24 protein-coding genes are annotated in these 22,561 nt (G+C 73.2%); 12 read left to right on the forward strand and 12 right to left on the reverse strand.

Annotation, left to right across the window (positions count from 1 at the left end; genetic code table 11):
* The first annotated feature begins 261 nt into the window (after window positions 1–261).
* On the forward strand, window positions 262–831 hold the full coding sequence (locus tag ACF073_RS04340) for a GNAT family N-acetyltransferase (RefSeq protein WP_392066728.1): 570 nt from the start codon (window positions 262–264) through the stop codon (window positions 829–831).
* 145 nt (window positions 832–976) lie between these two features.
* Here ACF073_RS04340 and ACF073_RS04345 read toward each other — a convergent pair whose 3' ends face one another.
* Together ACF073_RS04345 and ACF073_RS04350 are read right to left on the reverse strand one after the other, a co-directional pair.
* Window positions 977–1,645: an NAD(P)-dependent oxidoreductase gene (locus tag ACF073_RS04345; RefSeq protein ID WP_392066877.1), complete on the reverse strand. Its 669-nt coding sequence runs from the start codon at window positions 1,643–1,645 to the stop codon at window positions 977–979.
* 8 nt (window positions 1,646–1,653) lie between these two features.
* Window positions 1,654–2,580, reverse strand: a complete 927-nt coding sequence (locus tag ACF073_RS04350; protein ID WP_392066730.1) for an EamA family transporter — start codon at window positions 2,578–2,580, stop codon at window positions 1,654–1,656.
* Between the two features lie 78 nt (window positions 2,581–2,658).
* Here ACF073_RS04350 and ACF073_RS04355 point away from each other — a divergent pair, with 78 nt between their 5' ends.
* Complete coding sequence (locus ACF073_RS04355) at window positions 2,659–3,549, forward strand: LysR family transcriptional regulator (protein WP_392066732.1); 891 nt, start codon at window positions 2,659–2,661, stop codon at window positions 3,547–3,549.
* 79 nt (window positions 3,550–3,628) lie between these two features.
* Here the strand turns inward: ACF073_RS04355 and ACF073_RS04360 are convergent, their stop codons facing one another.
* A complete protein-coding gene (locus ACF073_RS04360) occupies window positions 3,629–4,459 on the reverse strand; it encodes a M55 family metallopeptidase (protein WP_392066733.1) in 831 nt (276 codons plus the stop codon).
* Between the two features lie 88 nt (window positions 4,460–4,547).
* Here ACF073_RS04360 and ACF073_RS04365 point away from each other — a divergent pair, with 88 nt between their 5' ends.
* Window positions 4,548–4,820 carry a hypothetical protein gene (locus ACF073_RS04365; RefSeq protein ID WP_392066735.1) on the forward strand — a complete coding sequence of 91 codons (273 nt, stop codon included), beginning with the start codon at window positions 4,548–4,550 and terminating at the stop codon, window positions 4,818–4,820.
* Window positions 4,821–4,944: 124 nt separating this feature from the next.
* Window positions 4,945–6,729: a phosphatidylglycerol lysyltransferase domain-containing protein gene (locus tag ACF073_RS04370; protein ID WP_392066737.1), complete on the forward strand. Its 1,785-nt coding sequence runs from the start codon at window positions 4,945–4,947 to the stop codon at window positions 6,727–6,729.
* 59 nt (window positions 6,730–6,788) lie between these two features.
* Here the strand turns inward: ACF073_RS04370 and ACF073_RS04375 are convergent, their stop codons facing one another.
* From ACF073_RS04375 to ACF073_RS04395, 5 genes are all read right to left on the reverse strand, one after another.
* Complete coding sequence (locus ACF073_RS04375; protein ID WP_392066739.1) at window positions 6,789–8,222, reverse strand: ATP-binding protein; 1,434 nt, start codon at window positions 8,220–8,222, stop codon at window positions 6,789–6,791.
* On the reverse strand, window positions 8,223–8,948 hold the full coding sequence (locus tag ACF073_RS04380) for a response regulator transcription factor (protein WP_392066741.1): 726 nt from the start codon (window positions 8,946–8,948) through the stop codon (window positions 8,223–8,225).
* A gap of 97 nt (window positions 8,949–9,045) precedes the next feature.
* Entirely contained in the window at window positions 9,046–9,642 is a 597-nt protein-coding gene (locus ACF073_RS04385) for an FMN reductase (RefSeq protein WP_392066743.1), read from the reverse strand.
* Window positions 9,639–10,727: an LLM class flavin-dependent oxidoreductase gene (locus ACF073_RS04390; RefSeq protein ID WP_392066745.1), complete on the reverse strand. Its 1,089-nt coding sequence runs from the start codon at window positions 10,725–10,727 to the stop codon at window positions 9,639–9,641. Before ACF073_RS04390 ends, ACF073_RS04385 begins: the two co-directional genes overlap by 4 nt.
* A 90-nt stretch (window positions 10,728–10,817) precedes the next feature.
* The gene (locus ACF073_RS04395) at window positions 10,818–11,708 is read right to left on the reverse strand and encodes an NADP-dependent oxidoreductase (RefSeq protein ID WP_392066747.1); all 891 of its coding nucleotides are present in this window, start codon (window positions 11,706–11,708) and stop codon (window positions 10,818–10,820) included.
* A 134-nt stretch (window positions 11,709–11,842) separates the two neighbouring features.
* Between ACF073_RS04395 and ACF073_RS04400 the strand changes: the two genes are divergently transcribed.
* A complete protein-coding gene (locus ACF073_RS04400) occupies window positions 11,843–12,274 on the forward strand; it encodes a winged helix-turn-helix transcriptional regulator (RefSeq protein WP_392066749.1) in 432 nt (143 codons plus the stop codon).
* 28 nt (window positions 12,275–12,302) lie between these two features.
* On the opposite strand, the gene ACF073_RS04405 is transcribed toward ACF073_RS04400, so the two are convergent.
* Complete coding sequence (locus tag ACF073_RS04405; RefSeq protein WP_392066751.1) at window positions 12,303–12,776, reverse strand: hypothetical protein; 474 nt, start codon at window positions 12,774–12,776, stop codon at window positions 12,303–12,305.
* A gap of 124 nt (window positions 12,777–12,900) precedes the next feature.
* On the opposite strand from ACF073_RS04405, the gene ACF073_RS04410 reads away from it, so the two are divergent.
* From ACF073_RS04410 to ACF073_RS04420, 3 genes are read left to right on the forward strand one after another with little or no spacing between them, the layout of a single operon-like run.
* A complete protein-coding gene (locus ACF073_RS04410) occupies window positions 12,901–13,239 on the forward strand; it encodes a YnfA family protein (RefSeq protein WP_392066753.1) in 339 nt (112 codons plus the stop codon).
* A 51-nt stretch (window positions 13,240–13,290) separates the two neighbouring features.
* Window positions 13,291–14,067: an SDR family NAD(P)-dependent oxidoreductase gene (locus tag ACF073_RS04415; RefSeq protein WP_392066755.1), complete on the forward strand. Its 777-nt coding sequence runs from the start codon at window positions 13,291–13,293 to the stop codon at window positions 14,065–14,067.
* A complete protein-coding gene (locus ACF073_RS04420) occupies window positions 14,067–14,267 on the forward strand; it encodes a hypothetical protein (RefSeq protein WP_392066757.1) in 201 nt (66 codons plus the stop codon). Before ACF073_RS04415 ends, ACF073_RS04420 begins: the two co-directional genes overlap by 1 nt.
* A 15-nt stretch (window positions 14,268–14,282) precedes the next feature.
* Here the strand turns inward: ACF073_RS04420 and ACF073_RS04425 are convergent, their stop codons facing one another.
* Window positions 14,283–15,128, reverse strand: coding sequence for an SDR family oxidoreductase (locus ACF073_RS04425; protein WP_392066759.1), 846 nt, complete (start codon window positions 15,126–15,128; stop codon window positions 14,283–14,285).
* A gap of 83 nt (window positions 15,129–15,211) precedes the next feature.
* On the opposite strand from ACF073_RS04425, the gene ACF073_RS04430 reads away from it, so the two are divergent.
* Window positions 15,212–15,793 (forward strand): TetR/AcrR family transcriptional regulator, encoded by a 582-nt coding sequence (locus ACF073_RS04430; protein WP_392066761.1) that lies wholly within the window; start codon window positions 15,212–15,214, stop codon window positions 15,791–15,793.
* Between the two features lie 75 nt (window positions 15,794–15,868).
* Here the strand turns inward: ACF073_RS04430 and ACF073_RS04435 are convergent, their stop codons facing one another.
* Window positions 15,869–17,062: an RtcB family protein gene (locus tag ACF073_RS04435; protein ID WP_392066763.1), complete on the reverse strand. Its 1,194-nt coding sequence runs from the start codon at window positions 17,060–17,062 to the stop codon at window positions 15,869–15,871.
* A 215-nt stretch (window positions 17,063–17,277) separates the two neighbouring features.
* Between ACF073_RS04435 and ACF073_RS04440 the strand changes: the two genes are divergently transcribed.
* The 3 genes from ACF073_RS04440 (at window position 17,278) to ACF073_RS04450 (ending at window position 20,607) form a co-directional block, all read left to right on the forward strand.
* Window positions 17,278–18,189 carry a DUF3558 domain-containing protein gene (locus ACF073_RS04440; protein WP_392066765.1) on the forward strand — a complete coding sequence of 304 codons (912 nt, stop codon included), beginning with the start codon at window positions 17,278–17,280 and terminating at the stop codon, window positions 18,187–18,189.
* Window positions 18,190–18,315: 126 nt separating this feature from the next.
* Window positions 18,316–19,266 carry a DUF3558 family protein gene (locus ACF073_RS04445; RefSeq protein ID WP_392066767.1) on the forward strand — a complete coding sequence of 317 codons (951 nt, stop codon included), beginning with the start codon at window positions 18,316–18,318 and terminating at the stop codon, window positions 19,264–19,266.
* A gap of 120 nt (window positions 19,267–19,386) precedes the next feature.
* Window positions 19,387–20,607, forward strand: a complete 1,221-nt coding sequence (locus ACF073_RS04450; protein ID WP_392066769.1) for a DUF2637 domain-containing protein — start codon at window positions 19,387–19,389, stop codon at window positions 20,605–20,607.
* A gap of 96 nt (window positions 20,608–20,703) precedes the next feature.
* Here the strand turns inward: ACF073_RS04450 and lysS are convergent, their stop codons facing one another.
* On the reverse strand, window positions 20,704–22,443 hold the full coding sequence (gene lysS, locus ACF073_RS04455; RefSeq protein ID WP_392066771.1) for a lysine--tRNA ligase: 1,740 nt from the start codon (window positions 22,441–22,443) through the stop codon (window positions 20,704–20,706).
* Window positions 22,444–22,561 lie beyond the last annotated feature (118 nt).

A 22,561-nucleotide genomic window follows, 5' to 3' on the forward strand; every position in this document is an offset into this window, starting at 1 on the left:
CGTTGAACATGGTGGGCGCACCGACGTGACGACCGGGCAGGGTGCTCGTCGTAACAGGTCGCTGTGCTGTTCGGCCCCTAGTCGGTGTGCTGTTCGACCGCCGAGGCCAGGCCCGCCGTCCATTTCTCCTCGCTTCTCCCCGATGCGGGCGCGGGACATCGAGGTGCGCGGATGCGGCACTGGTTCGACGGGTACACAACACCCCCCTCTTATTGCACACTGGTCGCAATAACTCAGCCGATGCGGGAAGGGGGGCGTCCGATGGCGGTCGTCCGGATCCTCACGGGTGACGCGGTGCTCGCCCACACCGTCGCCCTGCGCTCCGTCTACGTCGACGCCTTCTGCGCGCCGCCCTGGAACGAGGACGAGGAGAGGGCCGCCGAGTTCATCGAGCGGCTGCGCGCGGACGTCCGGCGGCCCGGCTTCACCGCCGCGCTCGCCCTCGACGGCGAGGAGGCGGCCGGGTTCGCGACCGCGTGGACCACGCCCGCCCCCTTCCCCACGGACCGCTGCCATCCGCAGGCCGCCGCCGGCCTCGGCCCCGGCCGCACGGCGGAGTGGCTGTGCGGGGCCCGCGAGATCGACGAGCTGGCCGTCCGGCCGGCGGCCCGGGGCGCCGGGCTCGCCGGAGCGCTGCTGGACGCGGTCACCGCCGACGCCCCCGAGGGCCGCTCCTGGCTGCTCACCTCCGTCCGGTCGGACCAGGCCCTGTCCTTCTACCGGCGCCGGGGCTGGACCCAGGCCACCCGCCCCTCCCCCGACGGCAACGGCGTGGTCGTCTTCCTCGGCCCCCGCCACCCCGCCGCGGCCCTCGCCTCCCAGTCCCTGTGAGCATCCGGAGCCCCTCTCGCGCACCGGCGGGGTCCGCCGCCGCTTCCTCGGCTTCCCCGCCGGGCGCGGCCACACCGCCGTCCCCGCCGCCCGCGCCCGGCCCGACGGCGCTGTCCGTCGACGCGGGCACGGTCCCGTTCGAGCCCTACCTGGCCGGGGTGTCCTCGGTGGGCCGGGCGACCGTGATGTGGCGGTCCGGGCCGGGGGTCTCCAGCTCGTCGAGGACCGCGACCGCCAGGTCCTCCGCGCTGATCCACGAACGGCCGTCGGGAGCCGTGAGCAGGGTGTCCGTGCCGCGCCGGTAGCGGCCGGTGCGGGTGCCGGGTTCGAGCTGGGCCGGGGGGCTCAGATAGACCCAGTCGGGGTGCGGATGGGCCCGGCAGACCTGGAGCTGGGCGACCCCGGCGGCGGCGACCGGCCGCAGCTCGCGCGGTACGAAGGCGGGGTCGTCGGCCACCAGCAGGCCGGGGCTGCCCGGGCTGCGCAGGGCGCCGGCCCCGCCCACCACCAGGACGCGGATGCCGAGGCGGGCCGCGGCGTCCAGGACCGTGCCCGTCACGGACGTCAGGAAGTCCGCGTCCACCGGGTACGTCCGTACGGCCAGCACCACCGCGTCCGCGTCCGACCGCGCCAGCGCCTCGTACACGGCGTCCGGGGCGCCCGGGGCGTCCGCGTCGAGCGGCACCGGTGTCACGCCGGGATGCTCGGCCGCCGGCTTGCGGGACAGGGCCAGCACCCGGTGTCCGCGTGCGGTGGCCTCGGTGATCACCCGGCCGCCGACCATTCCGGTGGCGCCGAGCACCGCGATCGTCATGCCCGTCCTCATCGCAGCTTTTCCTTTCGCAGAATCTTCGGGGGATCGAGCTGGGCGGTCAGCAGCGCCGCCAGGGCCACGGCGAAGCCGAGCGCCTGGAGCGGGCTCAGGGATTCGCCCCTGGCCATGCCGATGACGGTGGCGACCAGCGGGGAGAGCAGGATCAGTGGGGCGGAGGCGCCGACCGGGAGGCGGCCTATGCCGCGGAACCAGAGGGTGTAGGCGATCAGCCCGCCCATGCTGCCGAGCCAGAGGTAGCCGCCGGCCGCGCCGGCGTCGATCCGGGGCGGCGGCCCCTCGACCGCCAGGGTCAGCGGGAGCAGCAGCAGACCGCCGGCCGTGAGCTGCCAGGCCGCGATGGTGAGCGGGCCGGCGCCCGCCGGGCGGCCCCAGCGCTTGGTGAGGACGACGCCCGCGGCCATGGCGGCCGTACCGCCGAGCCCCGCGAGTACGCCGACGGTGTCCAGCCGGGCCTGCGGGCCGAGGACGACGAGTCCGACGCCGGCCACGCCGAGCACGCCCCAGGTCCAGCGCCAGGCGGTGGGCCGGTCGTGGAGCACCGGGATGGCCAGGGCCGCGACCAGCAGCGGCTGGGTGGCGCCGAGGGTGGCGGCGACGCCGCCGGGGAGGCGTTCGGCGGCGAGGAAGAGCAGCGGGAACAGGGTGGCGATGTTGAGCGCGCCGAGCACGGCCGTCTTCCACCACCAGTCGCCGCGCGGCAGGGCGCGCGTGATCGCCAGGCCGAGCAGCCCGGCGGGCAGGGCGCGCATGAGTCCGGCGAAGAGCGGGTGCCCGGGCGGCAGGAGTTCGGTCGTGACGACGTAGGTCGTGCCCCAGGAGACGGGGGCGAGGGCGGTCAGTGCGACCGTGACCGCCCGCTGTGCGGACGGGGCCCGCGGCGGGGCCGGGGTGAGCTGGGTCGCGGTGGGATGCATGTACGGAAGTCTCGGCCCGACCGGCGATGAAACCAACGCATGCTTGTCATCGCAGCGATGAATGGAAAGCATGATCGCGTGGATCTCCAGCAGATGCGGTACGTCGTCGCCGTCGCCGAAACCCGTAACTTCACCCGGGCCGCCGAGCGCTGCCTGGTGGTGCAGTCCTCGCTCAGCCACCGGATCGCCGGTCTGGAGCGGGAGCTGGGGGTGCGGCTGTTCGCGCGCTCCAGCCGCCGCGTCGAACTGACCAGCGCCGGGGCCGCGTTCGTGGCGCGGGCGCGCGAGTGCCTGGCCGCCGCCGACCGCGCGGTGGCCGACGCCTTGGCCGCGACCGGGGTGGTGCGCGGCCGGCTCGCCGTCGGCGTGATCGTGACCACCGCCGCCGTGGACGTCCCGGAGGTGCTGCGGCGCTACCGCGCCCGGCATCCGGAGGTCCGCGTCATGCTCCGGTCCGGGCGCAGCGACGATCTGGCGGCGGCGATCCGCGACGGCGACCTGGACATCGCCTTCCTCGGGCTGCCGGAGGGGGAGCGGCCCTCCGGGGTGGAGAGCGTGGTGCTCGACCATGACGAGCATGTGCTGGTCGTGGCGGCCGGGCACCGGCTCGCGGGGGCCTCCCGGGTCTCGCTGCGGGAGATCGCGCGGGAGACGTTCGTGGACTTCGTGACCGGGACGCCCGCCCGGGCCCAGTCCGACCAGGCGTTCGCCGCCGCGGGCCTGGCACGGGACGTCGCGTACGAGGCCGGTGTCGTGGAGCTGATCACCCGGCTGGTCGCGCGCGGGCTCGGCGTCGCGCTGCTGCCCTCGGCGTTCATCCGGCCGCTGGCCGCCGAGGACCCCGCGCTCGCGCTGGTCCGGGTGACCGACGGGCCGCACCGCGCCGAGTATCTGGCGTGGAGCCGCTTCAACCCCAGCCCGGCCACCCGGGCGCTGCTCGACGTCCTCGGGGTGCGGCAGCCGGGCTAGCCACCCCGCGCGGTACGCGGCCGGCGCGGTCACGGGCGCAGCGCGGCCACGGGCACCGGCAGCGCCCCGGGCCGGGTCGTCAGCAGTACGGCGGCTGGTTGGTCAGCGAGGCCGCCACCCGCATCCACACCCCGAACTGCCGGTACAGCGCGGGCAGCGGGCCGGCCGCCCGGACCGTCCTGGCGTCCTCGGCCGTCACACCGGGGATGCCGAGCAGGGTGGCGGCGACCGAGGCGGACTGCCAGCGGACGGCGAGGGTCGCCGTCTCGGCGGGCGGCGCGGGCCGGCGCGGGGCGGGGGCCAGCGCCCGCGCGACGGCCTCCTCGATCGCCTCGCGCGCCTCCGCCTCCGGCCGCAGCTCGGCCGCGAACCGGTCGCGGGCGTACTTCACCGGGACGGTGGCGACCGACGCGTCCCACTCCGTCATCTCCGCGCACGCCGCGTCGTCACCCGTGAGGGCCACCACGGGCACCCCGAGGGCCGCCGCCGTGGCATGGGCGAGACCGATCTCGCCGACCGGGCGGCCGTCCAGCCACATGTCCTCGATCTCATGGCCCATGAAGCTGTGGCTGAGCACGCCGAGCGCACCGGCCCTGGAGTGGTAGCCGACGCACAGCGCGGCGTCGTACTCCCCGGTCAGGCCCTCCAGCATGCCCAGCTGCTTGGGCCTGCCGCGCACCAGACGGGCCGCCGGGTGCAGCGCCTCGGGGAGGATGTTGCGCATCGGGCCGTGCGCGTCGTTGACCAGGATGGCGGTCGCGCCGGCCCTCAGCGCGCCCCGTACCGCGGCGTTCACGTCCTCGGCCGTCATGGCGCGGCCCCGCTCGTAGTCCCGGCCGCCGGGCTGGACGTCCTCGGCGTCGACGAGCCCCGTGATGCCTTCCATGTCCACGCTGATGTAGATCCGCACGGCATCGACCCTAACCGACCCTACGTATTGTAGGTTCCCAACCGCCAGCAGCCACCGGGCTGTTCGGACGTCGTTCAACGGGGGACCCATGCAGGACACCACGGAAGCGGAGCCCGGTACGGAGGTCTGCGCGCGCAGCCTCGCGCCGACAGTGGCCCTCCTGGCCGTCAGCCTGTTCATCGCCGCCGTCGGTGTGTACGAGCTGTGCGGCTTCGGCCTGCACAGCCTGGACCGGCGCCCGCATCTGTTCAGCGACGGCCTCGCGACGGGCGGGGTGATCGCCGCCACGGTGGCCGCCGGCGCGGCGGTGGGCAACCTGGCCTGGATACTGACGGCGGCCCGGCGCCACCGCGGCGACTGAGCGCCCGCGCGGTCCCCGTACCCCCGGGGTTCCCCTTGTGTCCCCCGGATCCTTGCCCTCCCCTTACCCTACAAACTGTAGGGTCTGCATGCCCCGTCCCCGTCCCCAAGGGTGACCCGTCACCATGCCCACACCACAGACGGCCCTGATCCCGTCGCAGGTTCCCGCGCCGCGCGCGCCCCGGCGCCGCATCCCTCTCCTGCCGCCTCCCTTCCGTGCCGCCGCCGGAGACGGACCGCCGCGCGCCCGCGCCGCCACGGCCACCGTCTGGTACCTGCGCCTGCTGGCCGTGCTGAACATCGCGGCCGTGCTCTCGCTCCCCTTCCGCGAGGAGGTGCACGAGCACAACGCGGGCGAGTACTTCACCCCGTACCTGGCCACCGCCGGTCTGGTCTCGGCGGCCCTCGCGCTGTTCCTCGCGGTGGTGATGCGCCGCCGCAAACGCGCCGCGTGGCTCTTCAACCTCCTCCTGGCCGGACCGCTCTTCGGCCTCTACGTCCTCGCCCTCACCCGCGCCCCCTACCGCGAACACCCGTTCAACTGGGTCTCCACGGCCCTCACCGGCCTGTTCGTCGCCGCCCTGCTGCTCGGCCGGCGCGAGTTCGACGCCGTGGGCGACCGCTCCAACCCGCGCCTCGCCCTCGCCGTCGGCGTGGGCGGCACCCTGGTCTGCGGCGGCCTCGGCACGCTTCTGGTGCACGCCACGAACAAGGTCGCCGGCGCCGGGCTCCGGGACGAGATCGCCTACACCCTGCTGCGCGGCATCAGCGTCGGCCCGCTCGCCGACCGCTTCGCCGTCGTGCAGGCCCCCCGCTGGGCGGACATGGTCATCAACACCCTGATGGCCGCCACCTTCCTGCTGGTCCTCTACGCCTGCTTCCGCGCCCCGCGCGGGGCCTGCCTGCTGGCACCGGAGGACGAGGCCCGGCTGCGCGCCCTGCTGGACCGGCACGGCGAACGCGACTCCCTCGGGTACTTCGCCCTGCGCCGCGACAAGGCGGTCGTCTTCTCCCCCAGCGGCAAGGCGGCCGTCGCCTACCGCGTCGTCGGCGGGGTCAGCCTCGCCTCCGGCGATCCGCTCGGCGACCCGGAGGCCTGGCCCGGCGCCATCGACGCCTGGCTCGCCGAGGCCCGCCGGCACGCCTGGACCCCGGCGGTGATGGGGGCGAGCGAGGAGGCCGGCACCGTCTACGCCCGGCACGGCCTCGACGCCCTGGAACTCGGCGACGAGGCGATCGTGGACCTCGCCGACTTCACCCTCGACGGCCGCGCCATGCGGGTCGTGCGCCAGGCCCACAACCGGGTGCGCCGGGCCGGGTACACCGTCCGCGTCCGCCGCCACGAGGACATCCCCGCCGAGGAGATGGCCGTCCTGGTGGAGCGCGCCGACCAGTGGCGCGACGGTGCCACCGAGCGCGGCTTCTCCATGGCCCTCGGCCGGCTCGGCGATCCCTCCGACGGCCGCTGCGTGATGCTGGAGTGCCGGGACGCCGACGGCACACCGCGCGCCCTGCTCAGCTTCGTCCCCTGGGGGGAGCGCGGCCTCTCCCTCGACCTGATGCGCCGCGACCGGGCCTGCGAGAACGGCCTGATGGAGTACATGGTGGTCGAACTCCTGCTGCGCGCGCCGGAGTCGGGCATCGACCGGGTCTCCCTCAACTTCGCGATGTTCCGCTCGGTCTTCGAACGCGGCGCCCGGCTCGGCGCGGGCCCCGTCCTGCGGCTGTGGCGCTCGACCCTCACCTTCTTCTCCCGCTGGTGGCAGATCGAGTCGCTGTACCGGGCCAACGCCAAGTACCGCCCCGTGTGGGAGCCCCGCTTCCTGCTCTTCGCCAAGAGCAGCGACATCCCGAGGATCGGTCTCGCCAGCGCCCGCGCGGAGGGCTTCCTCACCCTGCCGGGGCGCTAGGGGCGCCCGGGACCGCCCGCCAGGGGCGCCGGGCCGCTCCCAGGCACCCCGGGCCGCGCTCAGCCGTCCGCGCCGCCCGCGGTCCCGCCGCCGGCCGTGAAGCCGATGACCGAGCCGCCGCCCTCGCGCCGGAAGGCGAACGGCGCCCCGCCGTGGGCCGTCGCGACCTCCCGGACGATGGACAGGCCGAGGCCCGAGCCGGGCAGCGAGCGGGCGTCGGCGGCGCGGTAGAAGCGGTCGAAGATCCGGTCGAGGTCGCCGTCGGCGATCCCGGGCCCCCGGTCCAGGACCTCCACGCGCACCGTGCCCGGCCGGGCGGGCCCGGTGACGGCGACCTGGATCGGCGCCTTGCCGCCCCGGTCGAACTTGGCGGCGTTCTCGACCAGGTTGGAGATGGCCCGCTGGAGCATCCCGGGCCGCCCGTCGGCCGTGGTGTCACCGCTCGACCGCAGCTCGACGTCCCGGCCGGTGCGGCGCCGGGCCAGGGCGACGACCTCCTCGGCGAGTTCGGCGAGGTCCACCCGCTGGAGCGGCTCGGCGTCGGACTGCCCGGCGGCGAGGTCGACCAGCTCGTTGACCAGGTCGGTCAGCTCCCTGGCCTCCTGGGAGAGGTCGGCGACCAGCTCGTCGCGGGTGGCGGGCGGGAGTTCGTCGATCCGGCGCAGCAGCGAGATGTTGGTGCGCAGCGAGGTGAGCGGGGTGCGCAGCTCGTGGCCCGCGTCCTGGACCAGGCGGCGCTGGTCCTCCTCCGACTGCGCGAGCCGCCCCAGCATCCGGTCGAAGGCGCGGCCCAGCCGTCCCACCTCGTCGAGACCGGCCACCGGGACCTGGATGCCCAGCCGCCGGGTGCGGGCGACGTTCTCGGCGGCGGACGTGAGGATCACCAGGCGGCGGGTGATCCGCCGGGCCAGCCACCAGCCGAAGAGCCCGGCCGCCACCACCACCGCGGCCATCAGGATCAGCGTCCGCTGCTGGAGCGCGCGCAGCAGGTCCTCGGTGTCGCTGAACTCCTGGGCGACCTGGACCGCGCCCCGTCCCTCGCCGAGCGAGACGGTGGCGATGCGGAACAGGTCCTCGTCCACCCGTACGTCCTTGTGCTCGACGACCTTCCCGGCCGGGCGCGCGACGGCCACCGTCCGGTCGCGGGCGGTGACGGGCAGCACCGGGCTGCCGTGGTCCACGATCTGCCCCCGGGCGCCGAGCACCTGCACATCGGTGCGGGCGGGGCGCACCAGGTCGTGCCCGGGGCGGGAGGAGGAGAAGTCCTCGGGGCCCATGGCCTGCTGCCGTACCTCGCCCTGGACGTCCTGGACGACCTGGGTGAACACCGACTGCTGGTCGACGCGGACGAGCCGGGCGGCGGAGCCGTACGACAGGATGCCGACCAGGATGGTGACGGCGGCGGTGACGGCGGCGAAGGAGACCGCGAACGTGGTGCGCAGCGAGACCAGCTTCGGCCGGGACCGGGCCGGCAGCCGCCAGCGGCGGCCCACTCAGTCCTCCCGCAGCACGTAACCCACGCCCCGCACCGTGTGGATCAGCTGCGGGGCGCCGGGCTCGTCCAGCTTGCGGCGCAGGTAGCCGACGTAGACGGCGAGGTTCTTGGAGCCGGGGCCGAAGTCGTACCCCCAGATGCGGTCGTAGATGGTGGCGTGGTCGAGGACGATGCCCGCGTTGCGCACCAGCAGTTCCAGCAGCTCGAACTCGGTGCGGGTCAGCTCCAGCTCGCGCCGGCCGCGCCAGGCCCGGCGGGCCTGGAGGTCCATCCTCAGGCCCGCGGCGCCCATCTGCCGGTCGGAGACCGGTGCCTCGCGCACCGGGCTCTCCGCGCCCGCCCCGTTCGCCGCCACCGGGCTGGTGCGGCGCAGCAGCGCGCGCAGCCGGGCGAAGACCTCCTCGACGTCGAACGGCTTGACGACGTAGTCGTCGGCGCCGGCGTCCAGGCCCGCGATCCGGTCGGCGGTCTCCACCAGGGCGGTCAGCATGAGGATCGGGGTGCGGTCGCCCTCGGCGCGCAGCACGCGGCAGACCTGGAGGCCGTCGATGCCGGGCATCATCACGTCGAGGACGAGGACGTCCGGCGGGTTCTTGTGGGCCTGTGCCAGGGCTTCCACGCCGTCGGCGACCGCCGTCACCGCGTACCCCTCCAGCGTCAGGGCACGCTCCAGGGCATGACGGATGGCACGGTCGTCTTCGGCGAGCAGCACAGTCTGGGGCACCTTCCCAGTCTGCCAAGGCCACCGGCCCTCCGGCCGGGCCCGGTGGGCCTGCGATCACCCTTTTTACCGGGCTCTCACCGTCCGCCGGGACCCGTCCTCAGACGCCGGAGGGGCTGAGCTTCGCCAGCTGGTGCGCGAAGGGCACGACCTGGAAGCCGTCCGGGGCGTCCGTCTTCGCCGCGGACAGCCCGGTCATCAGCCGGGCCAGCTCCCCCGCCGCCCGCTCGATCCGCTCCGGCAGCCCCTCGGCACCCCAGTCCTCCGAGGCGGCGTACACGCCCGTGGGCACGACCACGGCCCGCAGGTAGGAGAAGAGCGGGCGCAGCGCGTGCTCCAGCACCAGCGAGTGCCGGGCCGTACCGCCGGTGGCGGCGATCAGCACCGGCTTCCCCGCCAGCGCATCCTTGTCCAGCACGTCGAAGAACGACTTGAACAGGCCGCTGTACGAGGCGCTGAACACCGGTGTGACGACGATCAGGCCGTCGGCCCCCGCCACCGCGTCCTGCGCGGCGGCCAGGGCCTTGCCCGGGAACCCGTTGGTGAAGGTGTGCGCGATCTCCACGGCGAGGTCGCGCACCTCGACCACCTGGATGTCCACCGGGGTCCGCCGGTCCACCGCGGCGGCCAGCCGGTCGGCCAGCAGCCGGGCGGAGGAGGGGACGCTCAGTCCCGCCGAGACGACGACGAGCTTCATGCGACGGCCTCCTTCTCCGCGGCGGTCAGCAGCGACCGGTGGGTCGGCGCCTCAGGCACGTCGGCCGGGCGCCCCTTCGCGAACTCCTGGCGCAGCACCGGCACGACCTCCTCGCCGAGCATGTCGAGCTGCTCCAGTACGGTCTTGAGCGGCAGCCCGGCGTGGTCCATCAGGAACAGCTGGCGCTGGTAGTCGCCGGCGTACTCGCGGAAGGCCAGGGTCTTCTCGATCACCTGCTGCGGCGAGCCCACGGTCAGCGGGGTCTGCTCGGTGAAGTCCTCCAGCGAGGGCCCGTGCCCGTAGACCGGCGCGTTGTCGAAGTACGGCCGGAACTCGCGGACCGCGTCCTGCGAGTTCTTCCGCATGAACACCTGGCCGCCGAGCCCGACGATCGCCTGCTCGGGCGTGCCGTGCCCGTAGTGGGCGTACCGCTTCCGGTAGAACTCCACCATCCGCTTGGTGTGGTCGGCGGGCCAGAAGATGTTGTTGTGGAAGAACCCGTCGCCGTAGTACGCGGCCTGCTCGGCGATCTCCGGCGAGCGGATGGAGCCGTGCCAGACGAACGGCGGTACGCCGTCCAGCGGGCGGGGCGTCGAGGTGAAGCCCTGGAGCGGCGTGCGGAACTTGCCCTCCCAGTCGACGACGTCCTCGCGCCACAGGCGGCGCAGCAGGGCGTAGTTCTCGACGGCGAGGTCGATCCCGTCCCGGATGTCCTTGCCGAACCAGGGGTAGACCGGCCCGGTGTTGCCGCGGCCCATCATCAGGTCCACGCGCCCGTCGGCCAGGTGCTGGAGCATCGCGTAGTCCTCGGCGATCTTCACCGGGTCGTTGGTGGTGATCAGGGTGGTGGAGGTGGAGAGGACCAGCTTCTCGGTGCGCGCCGCTATGTAGCCGAGCATCGTGGTCGGGGACGACGGGACGAACGGCGGGTTGTGGTGCTCGCCGGTCGCGAAGACGTCCAGGCCGACCTCCTCGGCCTTCAGCGCGATGGCGACCATGGCCTTGATCCGCTCGCGCTCGGTCGGGTTCCGTCCCGTGGTGGGGTCCGGCGTGACGTCGCCGACCGTGAAGATCCCGAACTGCATGGTCGCTCACCCTCCAAGTTGTTGACCGTTCAACTATACCCCTCCAACGGTCACCCCCCGGGGGATATTCCGGCCCCCCTCCCCCGCCCCCTACGGCACCAGCACCAGCCGCCCCCGCACCCCGCCCGCGGCCAGCCGGGCGTGCGCCTTCGCGGCCTCGTCCAGGCCGTAGGTGGCGGCCACCCGGAGGGTCAGCACCCCCTCGTCCACCAGCCGGACCAGCTCAGCGAGCCGCGCCCCGTCGGCGCTCACCTGCACGGCCGTGGTCCGCACCCCGCGCACCGGGGCGGGCTGCCGACCGGGCTGGGCACTGACGAAGACACCCCCGTCCCGCACCCACTCCAGCGCCGGCTCCCCGAGCATCGCCGCGTCCAGCACCGCGTCCACACCGCCCGGCGCGACCCCGCCGGCCGTGAAGTCCGCGGCCCCCAGCGAACGCACCAGCTCCTCGTCGGCCGCCCGCGCCTGCCCGGTCACCTCGAACCCCCGCCGCACCGCCAGCTGGACGGCGAACCCGCCGACCGCGCCCGCGGCGCCGGTCACCAGCAGCGAGCCGCCCGGCGGCAGCTCCAGCAGGTCGAGGGCCTGGGCGGCGGTCAGCGCGTTCAGCGGCAGACTGCCCGCGTGCACCGCGTCCACCGTGGCCGGCGCCGCGGCCACCGCGTCCGCCGGCACGACGGCGTACTCGGCGTGCGCGCCCAGCGGACCGGCCACGCCCGCCGCCAGGGCCACCACCGCGTCGCCGACCCGCCAGGCCGCGGCCGGCCCCACCGCGTCCACCGTCCCGGCGATGTCCCAGCCGAGCCCCAGCGTCCGGCCCGCCCCGCCGAAGACACCGGCCCGCACGGCCAGGTCCACGGGGTTCACCGCGCTGGCCGCCACCTTGATCCGCACCTGTCCGGCCCCCGGCTCCGGCACCGTCACGTCCGCGATCTCCACGGCCTCCGGACCGCCGAACGTCGTCACCACAGCAGCACGCATGTCAACTCTCCATGATTTCAAGGCAGATGATGTGTTTCGCGGCAATTTCCCGGCCGCAGCACCAACCCTAGGAGAGGTACTATCTATTGGTAAGTAGTTACCTGGGAGTGCGTAGGAGTTCCGGAGGAGAGCCCATGGCGACCACGACCGCCGCCCAGCGACGCGAGCAGGCCCGTATCGACTACGACGCCTTCCTGCGCAGCTGCCCCACCAACCAGCTCCTCGGCAGGCTCAGCGACAAATGGGTGGGCCTCGTCGTCTCCGCCCTCCGCACCGGCCCCCGGCGCTACAGCGACCTCGGCCGCAGGATCGCCGGCGTCAGCCCCAAGATGCTCACCCAGACCCTGCGCGCGCTGGAGCGGGACGGCATCATCAGCCGCACGGTCACCCCGTCCGTCCCGGTCCGCGTCGACTACGCGCTCACCCCGCTCGGCACCAGCCTCGCCGGCCTGCTCAGCGCCGTGAAGGACTGGGCGGAGACCCACTTCGACGAGGTCCGCGACGCCCGCGAACGCTACGACACGGAGAACGCCGGCACCGCGGACGGCACGGACAGCGGCGCCTGACCCCCGCCAAGGGGCGTGCGGGGGGGCGTCAGAACGTGTACGGGTCCCCGGTGGCCAGCAGGAGCACCGTCATCCGGTCGTTCGACCGGTCACCGTCCACCATGCCCGCGCTCCACGCGGTGTCGATCTCCAGCGTCACCTCCGACGCCCCCTCACTCAGCCGCACCGGGAACCGCAGCTGCTCCCCCGTCACCGCCGCCGCCAGCGGACCCGTCCCGCACAGCACCGTCCGCTCGTCCTCCCGGGCACACCGGGCCGGCAGCTCCTGCCGGTCCGCGAGCGGCACCGACCAGCGCAGCCGGACCGTGGCGTCCGACACGGCCGCCGGCCCGTCGTTGCGCGGCGCCAGCCGGACATCCACCTGGTCCCCGTCCAGCACCGCGGCCCCGTGAAAGGACAGGTCGGCCTCCGGGGCCGGAGCGGCCACCGCGATCCCCGGCACCAGGACGGCACCGGCACACACCCCGGACAACACCCACGCCCGCATCCGCACGGCCCTCACCACTCCTCGCTCGCAGTACCGCTGCCGTAGCGATGTATGCCACGCGAGCCGCCCGGCAGGCGCCCTCCAACAGGTGACAAGCCCGCCCCGCCCGGACGCCCGCCCCGCATGCGAAGCTGCCGCCATGCCGATCCTGCGCTCCGCCGCCCTCTTCGCCGTCGCCGCCCTGTTCGAGATCGGCGGCGCCTGGCTGGTCTGGCAGGGCGTACGGGAGCACCGGGGCTGGCTGTGGGCCGGCGGCGGCGTCCTCGCCCTCGGCGCCTACGGCTTCGTCGCCACCTTCCAGCCGGACGCCCACTTCGGGCGCATCCTCGCCGCCTACGGCGGGATCTTCGTGGCCGGCTCCATCCTGTGGGGCGTCGTCGCCGACGGGTTCCGCCCCGACCGCTGGGACATCGCCGGCGCGCTGATCTGCCTCGCCGGAATGGCCGTCATCATGTGGGCGCCGCGGAACGGCGCCTGAGCCTCACTTAGGCTGGACGGAACCGCCCACGACGCAGTCCCTGGAGCAGCCATGGCCACCGCCGCCCCGTCCGCCGCCTCCCGCATCGCCGTCGTCACCGGAGCGAGCAGCGGCATCGGCGCCGCCACGGCCCGCCGGCTCGCCGCCGCCGGCTACCGCGTCGTCCTCACCGCCCGCCGCAAGGACCGGATCGAGGCCCTCGCCGAGGAGCTGACCGCGGCCGGCCACTCCGCGGTGGCCTACCAGCTGGACGTGACCGACCGCGCGGCCGTGGACGAGTTCGCCACCGCCTTCCAGACCATCGGCGTCCTGGTCAACAACGCGGGCGGCGCCCTCGGCGCGGACCCGGTGGCCACCGCCGACCCCGCCGACTGGCGCACGATGTACGAGACGAACGTCCTCGGCACCCTGAACCTGACCCAGGCCCTGCTGCCCAGGCTGGAGGCGAGCGGCGACGGCGTGGTCGTGGTCGTCTCCTCCACCGCCGGCCACGGCACCTACGAGGGCGGCGGCGGCTACGTGGCCGCCAAGCACGGCGCCCATGTCCTCGCCGAGACCCTCCGCCTGGAGATCGTCGGCCGGCCGGTCCGGGTCATCGAGATCGCCCCCGGCATGGTCCGGACCGAGGAGTTCGCGCTGACCCGCTTCGGCGGGGACGAGGAGAAGGCGGCGAAGGTCTACCAGGGCGTCGCCGAACCCCTCACCGCGGACGACGTGGCCGAGACCATCACCTGGGCGGTGACCCGCCCCAGCCACGTCAACGTCGACCTGCTGGTGCTGCGCCCGCGCGCCCAGGCGTCCAACACCAAGGTGCACCGGGAACTGTGATGAGCGAGGACGCCGGCCCGGAGCACGGCGCCCCGCCCGGCCGCGGCGGCGCACCGGCGTACGACGCGTCCCTGGAGAAGCGCCGCCTGGCCCAGGAGACGAGGAACGAACGCCAGGTCTGGTACTTCCTGGCCTACTTCCTCTTCGGCATCCACTTCCTCGCCTTCGTCATGATCTACGCGGTCCGGCACGCGAAGTAGCGCGCCGGGCCCCCGCTAGGCGAACGCCGGCAGGCCGCGCGCGACCCACTGCGCGAAGGGCGCGGCCGGGCGGCGCAGGACCGCCGCCACATCGGGACTCACCCGCCGCTCGGCCGGCAGCGGCGCACCGAGGACGTCCAGCGTTCCGGCGACGACCCGCTCCGGCATGAACCGCGCCATCACCGCGTGCGCCTGCTCCCGGGACAGCTCCACGAACGCCACCTCCTCGCCCAGGGCCGCGGAGAGCACCGCCGCCTGCTCGCGCGGGCTGATCGGCTCGGGGCCGGTCAGCTCGTACACCCGCCCCGCGTGTCCGTCCTCGCACAGCGCGGCGGCGGCCACGGCGGCGATGTCCGCCGGGTCGACCACCGGCAGCGCCACATCGCCGAAGGGGGCGAAGACCGTGCGCCGGGTGCGGACCGACTCGGCCCAGGCGAGGGCGTTGGAGGCGAAGCCGCTCGGGCGCAGCAGGGTGAAGTCCCGCCCGGACGCCCGTACCGCGGCCTCGAAGGCGCGCAGCCTCGCATGTGAGGGCGCCTCCGGGCGGACGGCGCTGACCTGCGAGGACACCAGCACGACCCGTTCGACCCCGGCGTCCGCGACGGCGTCGAGCAGCACCTCGGGGCGCTCGCCCGCGAAGTTCAGCTCGCCGCCCAGCACGAGGAACAGGGCGCGGGCGCCCTCGAGGGCGGGCCGCAGGCTCGCGGCGTCCCCGGCCCCGCCCCGGACCCAGCGGACACCCGGCTCAGGACGCTCGGGCCCGGGCCGCCGCGACACGGCCGCCACCTCCTCGCCCGCCCCGGCCAGCAGCTCCACCAGCGTCCGCCCGATGGTCCCGGTCGCACCCGTCACAGTGATCACGACATCCCCCAACTAAGTGAGTCAACTAACTAACTAGCTGCACACTAGCAAGCCCCCACCCCCGCCTGTCTATAGTCAGTCAGGTGACAAACTCAGCGAATCGGCAGACGCGGGCATCCCAGAAGCGCCAACGGCTCACCGCGGCGGCGGCCCGGGTCCTGCACGAGCAAGGCGTCGAACGGACCACCCTCGCCGACATCGCACGCGAGGCAGACGTCCCGGTCGGGAACGTCTACTACTACTTCAAGACCAAGGACGAACTGGTCCGGGCCGCACTGACCGAGCACACCGCGCACCTGGACGAACTCACCGGCGCCCTGGACGAGTTGCCGGACCCCCGCGACCGCCTCAAGGGCCTGATCGCGGCCTGGGTCGCCGGACGCGAGACCGCCGCCCGCCGCGGCTGCCCCACCGGCACCCTCGCCGTCGAACTCGGCAAACGCGCCGACGGCACCCTGGACGCGGAGGCCGGCGCGGTGATCCGGCGCCTGCTGGACTGGACGGCCGCCCAGTTCCGCACCCTGAACCTGCCCGCCCCGGACGACCTCGCCCTCACCCTGGTCTCCGCCTACCAGGGCATGTCCTTGCTGGCCAACGCCCTCCGCGACCCGACCGTCATGACCCGCGAGGGCGACCGCCTGCTGCACTGGCTGGACTCGCTGTAGCGGGGGCGGGCCCCGGGCCGGGCGGACGGCAGAACGGCAAGGCCCCCGGCACCGGCCGGGGGCCCCTCACTCGCGTCAGCCCTTCACACAGACGACCTGCTTCAGCTTCGCGACGACCTCCACCAGGTCCCGCTGCTGGTCGATGACCTGGTCGATGGACTTGTAGGCGGCCGGGATCTCGTCCACGACACCGGAGTCCTTGCGGCACTCCACGCCCCGCGTCTGATCCTCCAGGTCCTTCGTCGAGAAGCGCCGCTTGGCCGCGTTGCGGCTCATCCGCCGGCCGGCGCCGTGCGACGCCGAGTTGAAGGCCTTCTCGTTGCCGAGGCCCTTCACGATGTACGAACCCGTGCCCATGGAGCCCGGGATGATCCCGAACTCGCCGGAGCCGGCCCGGATCGCGCCCTTGCGGGTCACCAGCAGGTCCATGCCGTCGTACCGCTCCTCCGCCACGTAGTTGTGGTGAGCGGAGATCTCCGGCTCGAAGACCGGCTTCGCCTTCTTGAACTCCTTGCGGACCACGTCCTTCAGGAGCGCCATCATCAGCGTGCGGTTGTACTTCGCGTACTCCTGGGCCCAGAACAGGTCGTTGCGGTACGCCGCCATCTGCGGGGTGTCCGCGACGAAGACGGCGAGGTCGCGGTCGACCAGGCCCTGGTTGTGCGGGAGCTTCTGGGCGACCCCGATGTGGAACTCGGCCAGTTCCTTGCCGATGTTCCGGGAACCGGAGTGCAGCATCAGCCAGACAGAACCTTCCGTATCGGTACATACCTCGACAAAGTGGTTGCCCGACCCGAGCGTTCCCATCTGCTTGGTGGCGCGTTCCTGGCGGAACTTCACCGCGTCCGCGATCCCGTCGAAGCGCCCCCAGAAGTCGTCCCACCCCGCGGTCGCCAGTCCGTGGAAGCCGCCCGGGTCCACGGGGTCGTCGTGCATCCCCCGCCCCACCGGGATCGCCTGCTCGATCTTCGACCGGAGCCGGGACAGGTCGCCGGGAAGATCGTTCGCCGTCAGCGAGGTCTTCACCGCCGACATGCCGCACCCGATGTCGACCCCCACCGCCGCGGGGCAGACGGCGCCCGCCATCGCGATGACCGACCCGACCGTCGCGCCCTTGCCGTAGTGCACGTCCGGCATCACGGCCAGGCCCTTGATCCACGGCAGGGTCGCCACGTTCTGGAGCTGGCGCAGGGCCACGTCCTCGACCGTCGCCGGGTCCGTCCACATCCGGATCGGGACCTTGGCGCCCGGCATCTCCACGTACGACATATGTTCCTCGTTCCCCCGGAAGCAACAACAAAAGGCTTAAAAACAGCAAAACGCAAAAACAGCGCCAAGGTCTACGAAAGGGATAAGGGACCGGCGTCCACGGCAGTGCGTGCGATACACATTGTCCCCAGGGGACGCCCCGCTGCGGCAAGCGAATATCCAGCGGGGACACTGGAGCACCGAGCGCGCGACACACTGTCTGAGAGGAGCCCGACGTGCAGCGGAAGGCCTACGTAACCGGCATCGCCGCCCTCCTCGCGGCACTGCTGGCCGGCTGCACGAGCGGCTCCGGGGACGACGGTCCGACGGACAACGCCAATCCCGGCGACGCCGGCACGGCGACCGCCGTCGCCCAGCCCGGCAAGTACCGCACGCTCCCCGAGCCCTGCGGCGCCGTCGGCCGGGACAGCCTGGACACGCTGCTGCCCGGCATCAGGCAGCTCGCCGACCCGGACCAGCGGGACAAGGCCTACCAGGGCGAGGCCGCGCTCACCTACGACACCGACCGCAAGGTCGGCTGCCACAGGAAGGTCGAGTCGGCGGACGCCACGGACCGCCTCTCGGTCGACTTCGAGCGCGTGGTGTCGTACGACAACGCGGTGAGCGACGACGACCAGGCGCAGAAGCTGTTCCTGGAGAAGCAGACGGCGGCGGACCTTCCGGCGCCGAGCGGTTCCTCGGGCCCGCCGCAGTCCCCGTCCCCCACCCCGTCGTCCTCATCGGCCTCATCGGCCTCGTCGTCGGCGTCCTCGGCGTCCTCGGCGTCGAAGGGCTCCCCGCACGGCACGGCCTCCTCGTCCGCGCAGGATCCCTCGTCGTCCTCCTCGGCGTCCTCGGACGCGGCGGACGGCGCCCCGGGGTCCTCCTCCGGGGCCGCGCCCGCCGATCTCCAGCCCCGGGCACTCACCGACCTCGCCGACGAGGCGTACCTGGACGACCAGCTCAGTACGTCCGGTTCGACGGCCGAACAGCGGACGGTGACTGTGGTGTTCCGCACGTCCAATGTCGTCGTCACCCTCCAGTACGAGGAGCAGCCGACGGCCACCGGAACGGTGCCCGACAGCAAGGAAATGCAGGACAGGGCCCGTGATCTGGCCGCTCAACTGGCCGACGCCCTGGGCGGCTGAGGGCCGCACAGGACCCAGCCGCCCGCGCGGGCAAAGGGCGCGAACGGAAACCGCACAGCTCCTTCACCGCGTACGGTGGCCCCGCAGGAACCCGCACGAACACCAAGCGTCATGAGTGAAGGAACCATGCAGCGAGCAGCCCAGCGAGACGACCGTGCCACGGGGGAACTTCCCACGCCGTTCCGGCGGCAGGGGACGGACCAGCGAGCCAAGCGCCTGCGCCGCGCTCTTGTCTGCGCGGCAGCCGTTCCCGCGGTGCTGATCACCGCCGCCTGCTCCTCGGACTCGGACGACTCCAAGGGCAAGTCCGGCGGCCAGAGCACCGAGCAGGCGGCGGGCGGCGGTTCGTCGCCCTCGGCGAGCGCGTCCCCGACCGTGCGGGCCGCCGCGTACCAGAGGCTCCCCGAGCCGTGCGGGGCGCTGTCGAAGAAGACCCTGACCGCGATGGTCCCCAAGGGCGTCAAGTCGAGCAAGAAGGGCAGCACGGACAACCCGTCGTCGCGCTCCTCCTGCTCGTGGAACAGCCTGGACAACAACGGCGTCAAGGGTTCGCAGTTCCGCTGGCTGAACCTCTCCCTGCTCCGCTTCGACTCGGACACCAGCCGGGGTGCCGGTGACGCGCAGGCGCACACGTACTACACCCAGCAGCTCAAGGACGCCCAGGCGGTGGACGGCGCGAAGGGCGTCAAGGTGGTGCCGCTGTCCGGTACGGGCGCGGAGGCGTCGGCGGTCCGTTACGAGCTGAAGAAGAAGGAAGGGCTCTTCAAGCAGCAGACGCTGGTCGCCCGGGTGGAGAACGTCGTCGTCACCGTGGACTACAACGGCGCCGGTCTCGCGGGCGAGAAGACCCCCGACGCCGACGATCTGACGAAGGCCGCGGAGAAGGCGCTGAAGGAGGCCGTGGGGTCGGTCTCGTCGGCCAACGGCGCGGGCGGCTCGGCCGCTTCCCCGTCGGACGCCCCCGCGTCCCCGTCGAAGCCGGCGTCCAAGCCGGCGTCGAAGTCGCCCTCGAAGGCGCCGTCCAAGTCGGCCTCCTCCGGCGCATCTCCGTCCAAGTCGCCCGCCAAGAAGAGCTGACCGAGGGGCCGTAGGGCCTGACCGGCACCACGTTCGGCGGACACGTGTGCCACTCTGTTGCGCGCAACAACACGCAATGGGAGGGGATGACGAGTGGCCGGGCCACCGCAGCTGACTCGGATGCACCGCATACTCATCGGCGTGGTCGTGGCCGGCGCCTTGATCATCGCCGGCATCGGCTTCGCCGGTTCGTACGCGGCCGTCCGAGAGCTGGCCATCAAGAAGGGCTTCGGGAACTTCTCCTATGTGTTCCCGGTGGGCATCGACGCGGGCATCTGTGTCCTCCTCGCCCTCGACCTGCTGCTGACCTGGATCCGCATCCCCTTCCCGCTGCTGCGCCAGACGGCGTGGCTCCTGACGGCGGCGACGATCGCCTTCAACGGTGCCGCGGCCTGGCCGGATCCGCTGGGTGTGGGCATGCACGCGGTGATCCCGGTGCTGTTCGTGGTGGCCGTCGAGGCGGCCCGGCACGCGGTCGGCCGGATCGCGGACATCACGGCCGACAAGCACATGGAGGGGGTCCGGCTCACCCGCTGGCTGCTCTCCCCGCTGCCGACGTTCCTGCTGTGGCGCCGTATGAAGCTGTGGGAGCTGCGCTCCTACGAGCAGGTGATCAAGCTGGAGCAGGAGCGGCTGGTCTACCAGGCCCGGCTGCACTCCCGGTACGGGCGTGCCTGGCGGCGCAAGGCGCCGGTGGAGTCCCTGATGCCGCTGCGTCTGGCCCGGTACGGCGTGCCGCTGACGGAGACGGCTCCGGCGGGTCTGGCCGCCGCGGGCATCGAGCCGGTGCTGCTGCCCGCGGCGCCCCCGGTGCCGGTGCGGGCGGCGCCGCGGAGCGAGCAGCAGCAGCAGCGTGCCGAGCTGCCCGCCCAGACCCGGCGGGAGCCGGACGGGGCCCCCGTGGACGACGAGCAGAGCCCCTGGTTCCAGGCGCAGCGCGAGATCGAGTACCACGGCGGCTACGACCCGAGCTACGAGCCGCCCCCGGAGCCTCAGTACGAGCCCGAGGAGCAGTACGAGGACTGGTACGAGGAGCAGCCGCCGGAGCAGTTCCAGCAGCCCTCCTCGGAGGAGACGGGCAGCTTCCCCATCCCGGTGGGTCCGAACCGGACCCGGGAGCTGGGCGGGGGCGGCGGCAGCCCGGACCAGGAGCCGAACGAGGAGGACTTCTACCTGGTCTTCCGCAAGTCGATCGACGGCAGCTACCCGACCGCCGGCCAGTTCAAGGACGACGTGCAGGCGACCTTCGGTGTCGGGCTGCCCAAGGGCGAGGCCGAGCGGATGGTCAACCGCTTCACCAACCGCCACACCGCGGAGCTGCAGGAAGACCACATCGCCTGACGGCAGGCACGGCGTGCCGGCATGAAGAGCACGACGGCGTGCAGAAGGGGCCCTCCGGTCAGGAGGGCCCCTTCTGCACGTGTGTCCGCCGGCCGGTTACTCGCCGAGCAGGCGCCGCACCCGCTCCTGGCCGACGGCCAGCAGCAGCGTGGGCAGCCGGGGGCCGGTGTCACGGCCGACGAGCAGGTGGTACAGGAGGGCGAAGAAGGTCCGCTGGGCCGTCTTGATCTCGGCCGGCAGTTCCTTCGGGCCCGCGTCGGCGGAGAACCCGGCCTGCACCTTCGGCACGCCGTAGACGAGGTGGGTCAGCCCGTCGAGCGACCAGTGCCCGGCGAGTCCGTCGAGGAGCAGCCGCAGGGACCGCCGGGACGCCTCGTCGAGGGACTTCAGCAGGTCCGCGTCCGGCTCGTCGCGCACGATGGTCCGCTGGTCGGCGGGCACCTGCGTGTTGATCCAGGCCTCGGCCTTGTCGTACCGCGGGCGTGCCTCGTCCAGCGTGCCGAGCGGCTGTTCCGGGTCCAGCTCGGAGAGGATCCGCAGGGCCTGGTCCTCGTGTCCGGCGGTGATGTCGGCGACGGACGCGAGCGTGCGGTACGGCAGCGGGCGCGGGGTCTTCGGCAGCTCGGCGGCGGCGGTGCCCACGGCGCGCGTGTAGGCGGCGACGTCGGCCGGGAGGGCGGAGCCGTCGGCGACCTTGGCCGCCAGCTTGTCCCACTCGTCGTAGAGCCGCTGGATCTCCTGGTCGAAGGCGATCTTGAAGGACTGGTTGGGCCTGCGGCGGGCGTAGAGCCAGCGCAGCAGCTGCGGCTCCATGATCTTCAGCGCGTCGCCGGGGGTGGGCACGCCGCCGCGCGAGGACGACATCTTGGCCATGCCGGAGATGCCGACGAAGGCGTACATCGGGCCGATCGGCTGCTCGCCGCCGAAGATGCCGACGATCTGGCCGCCGACCTGGAAGGACGAACCCGGCGACGAGTGGTCGACGCCGCTCGGCTCGAAGATCACGCCCTCGTAGGCCCAGCGCATCGGCCAGTCGACCTTCCAGACCAGCTTGCCGCGGTTGAACTCGCTGAGCCGGACGGTCTCGGCGAAGCCGCACGCGGTGCAGGTGTAGGCCAGCTCGGTGGTGTCGTCGTCGTAGGAGACGACGGTCGTCAGGTCCTTCTCGCAGTTGCCGCAGTACGGCTTGTACGGGAAGTAGCCGGCGGAGCCGGCGCTGCCGTCGTCCTCGGCGGCGGCGCCGGAGCCCTCCTCGGCCTCCAGTTCGGCCTCGTCGACGGCCTTCTGCTGGGGCTTCTTGGCCTTCGGCTTGGTGCGGTACTGGGCGAGGATCGCGTCGATGTCGCCGCGGTGCTTCATGGCGTGCAGGATCTGCTCGCGGTAGACGCCCGCGGTGTACTGCGCGGTCTGGCTGATGCCGTCGAACTCGACGCCCATCTCGGCCAGCGACTCGACCATGGCGGCCTTGAAGTGCTCGGCCCAGTTCGGGTGCGCCGAGCCCTTCGGGGCGGGCACGGCGGTCAGCGGCTTGCCGATGTGCTCGGCCCAGGTCTCGTCGACGCCCGCGACTCCGGCCGGGACCTTGCGGTAGCGGTCGTAGTCGTCCCAGGAGATCAGGTGCCTGACCTGGTGTCCGCGGCGGCGGACCTCGTCGGCGACGAGGTGCGGGGTCATGACCTCGCGCAGGTTGCCGAGGTGGATCGGCCCCGAGGGGGAGAGGCCCGAAGCGACGACGACCGGTTTGCCCGGGGCCCGGCGCTCCGACTCCTCGATGACCTCGTCCGCGAAACGGGAGACCCAGTCGGTGGTCTCGGTGCTCTGGGCCACGATCGGCACGTCCTTCTTTCTGAACGGGGTGACACCCCATTCTCACAGACCGCCCCGTGACCGGGAAAACCGCTTTACCCCCCGTGGGATACTGGCTGGGTCTATCCACCCCACGAGGAGAACGGCA

Origin of the sequence: Streptomyces sp. NPDC015171, from assembly GCF_043079545.1 — a bacterium.
In the GTDB taxonomy this organism is placed as follows: Bacteria; Actinomycetota; Actinomycetes; order Streptomycetales; family Streptomycetaceae; genus Streptomyces.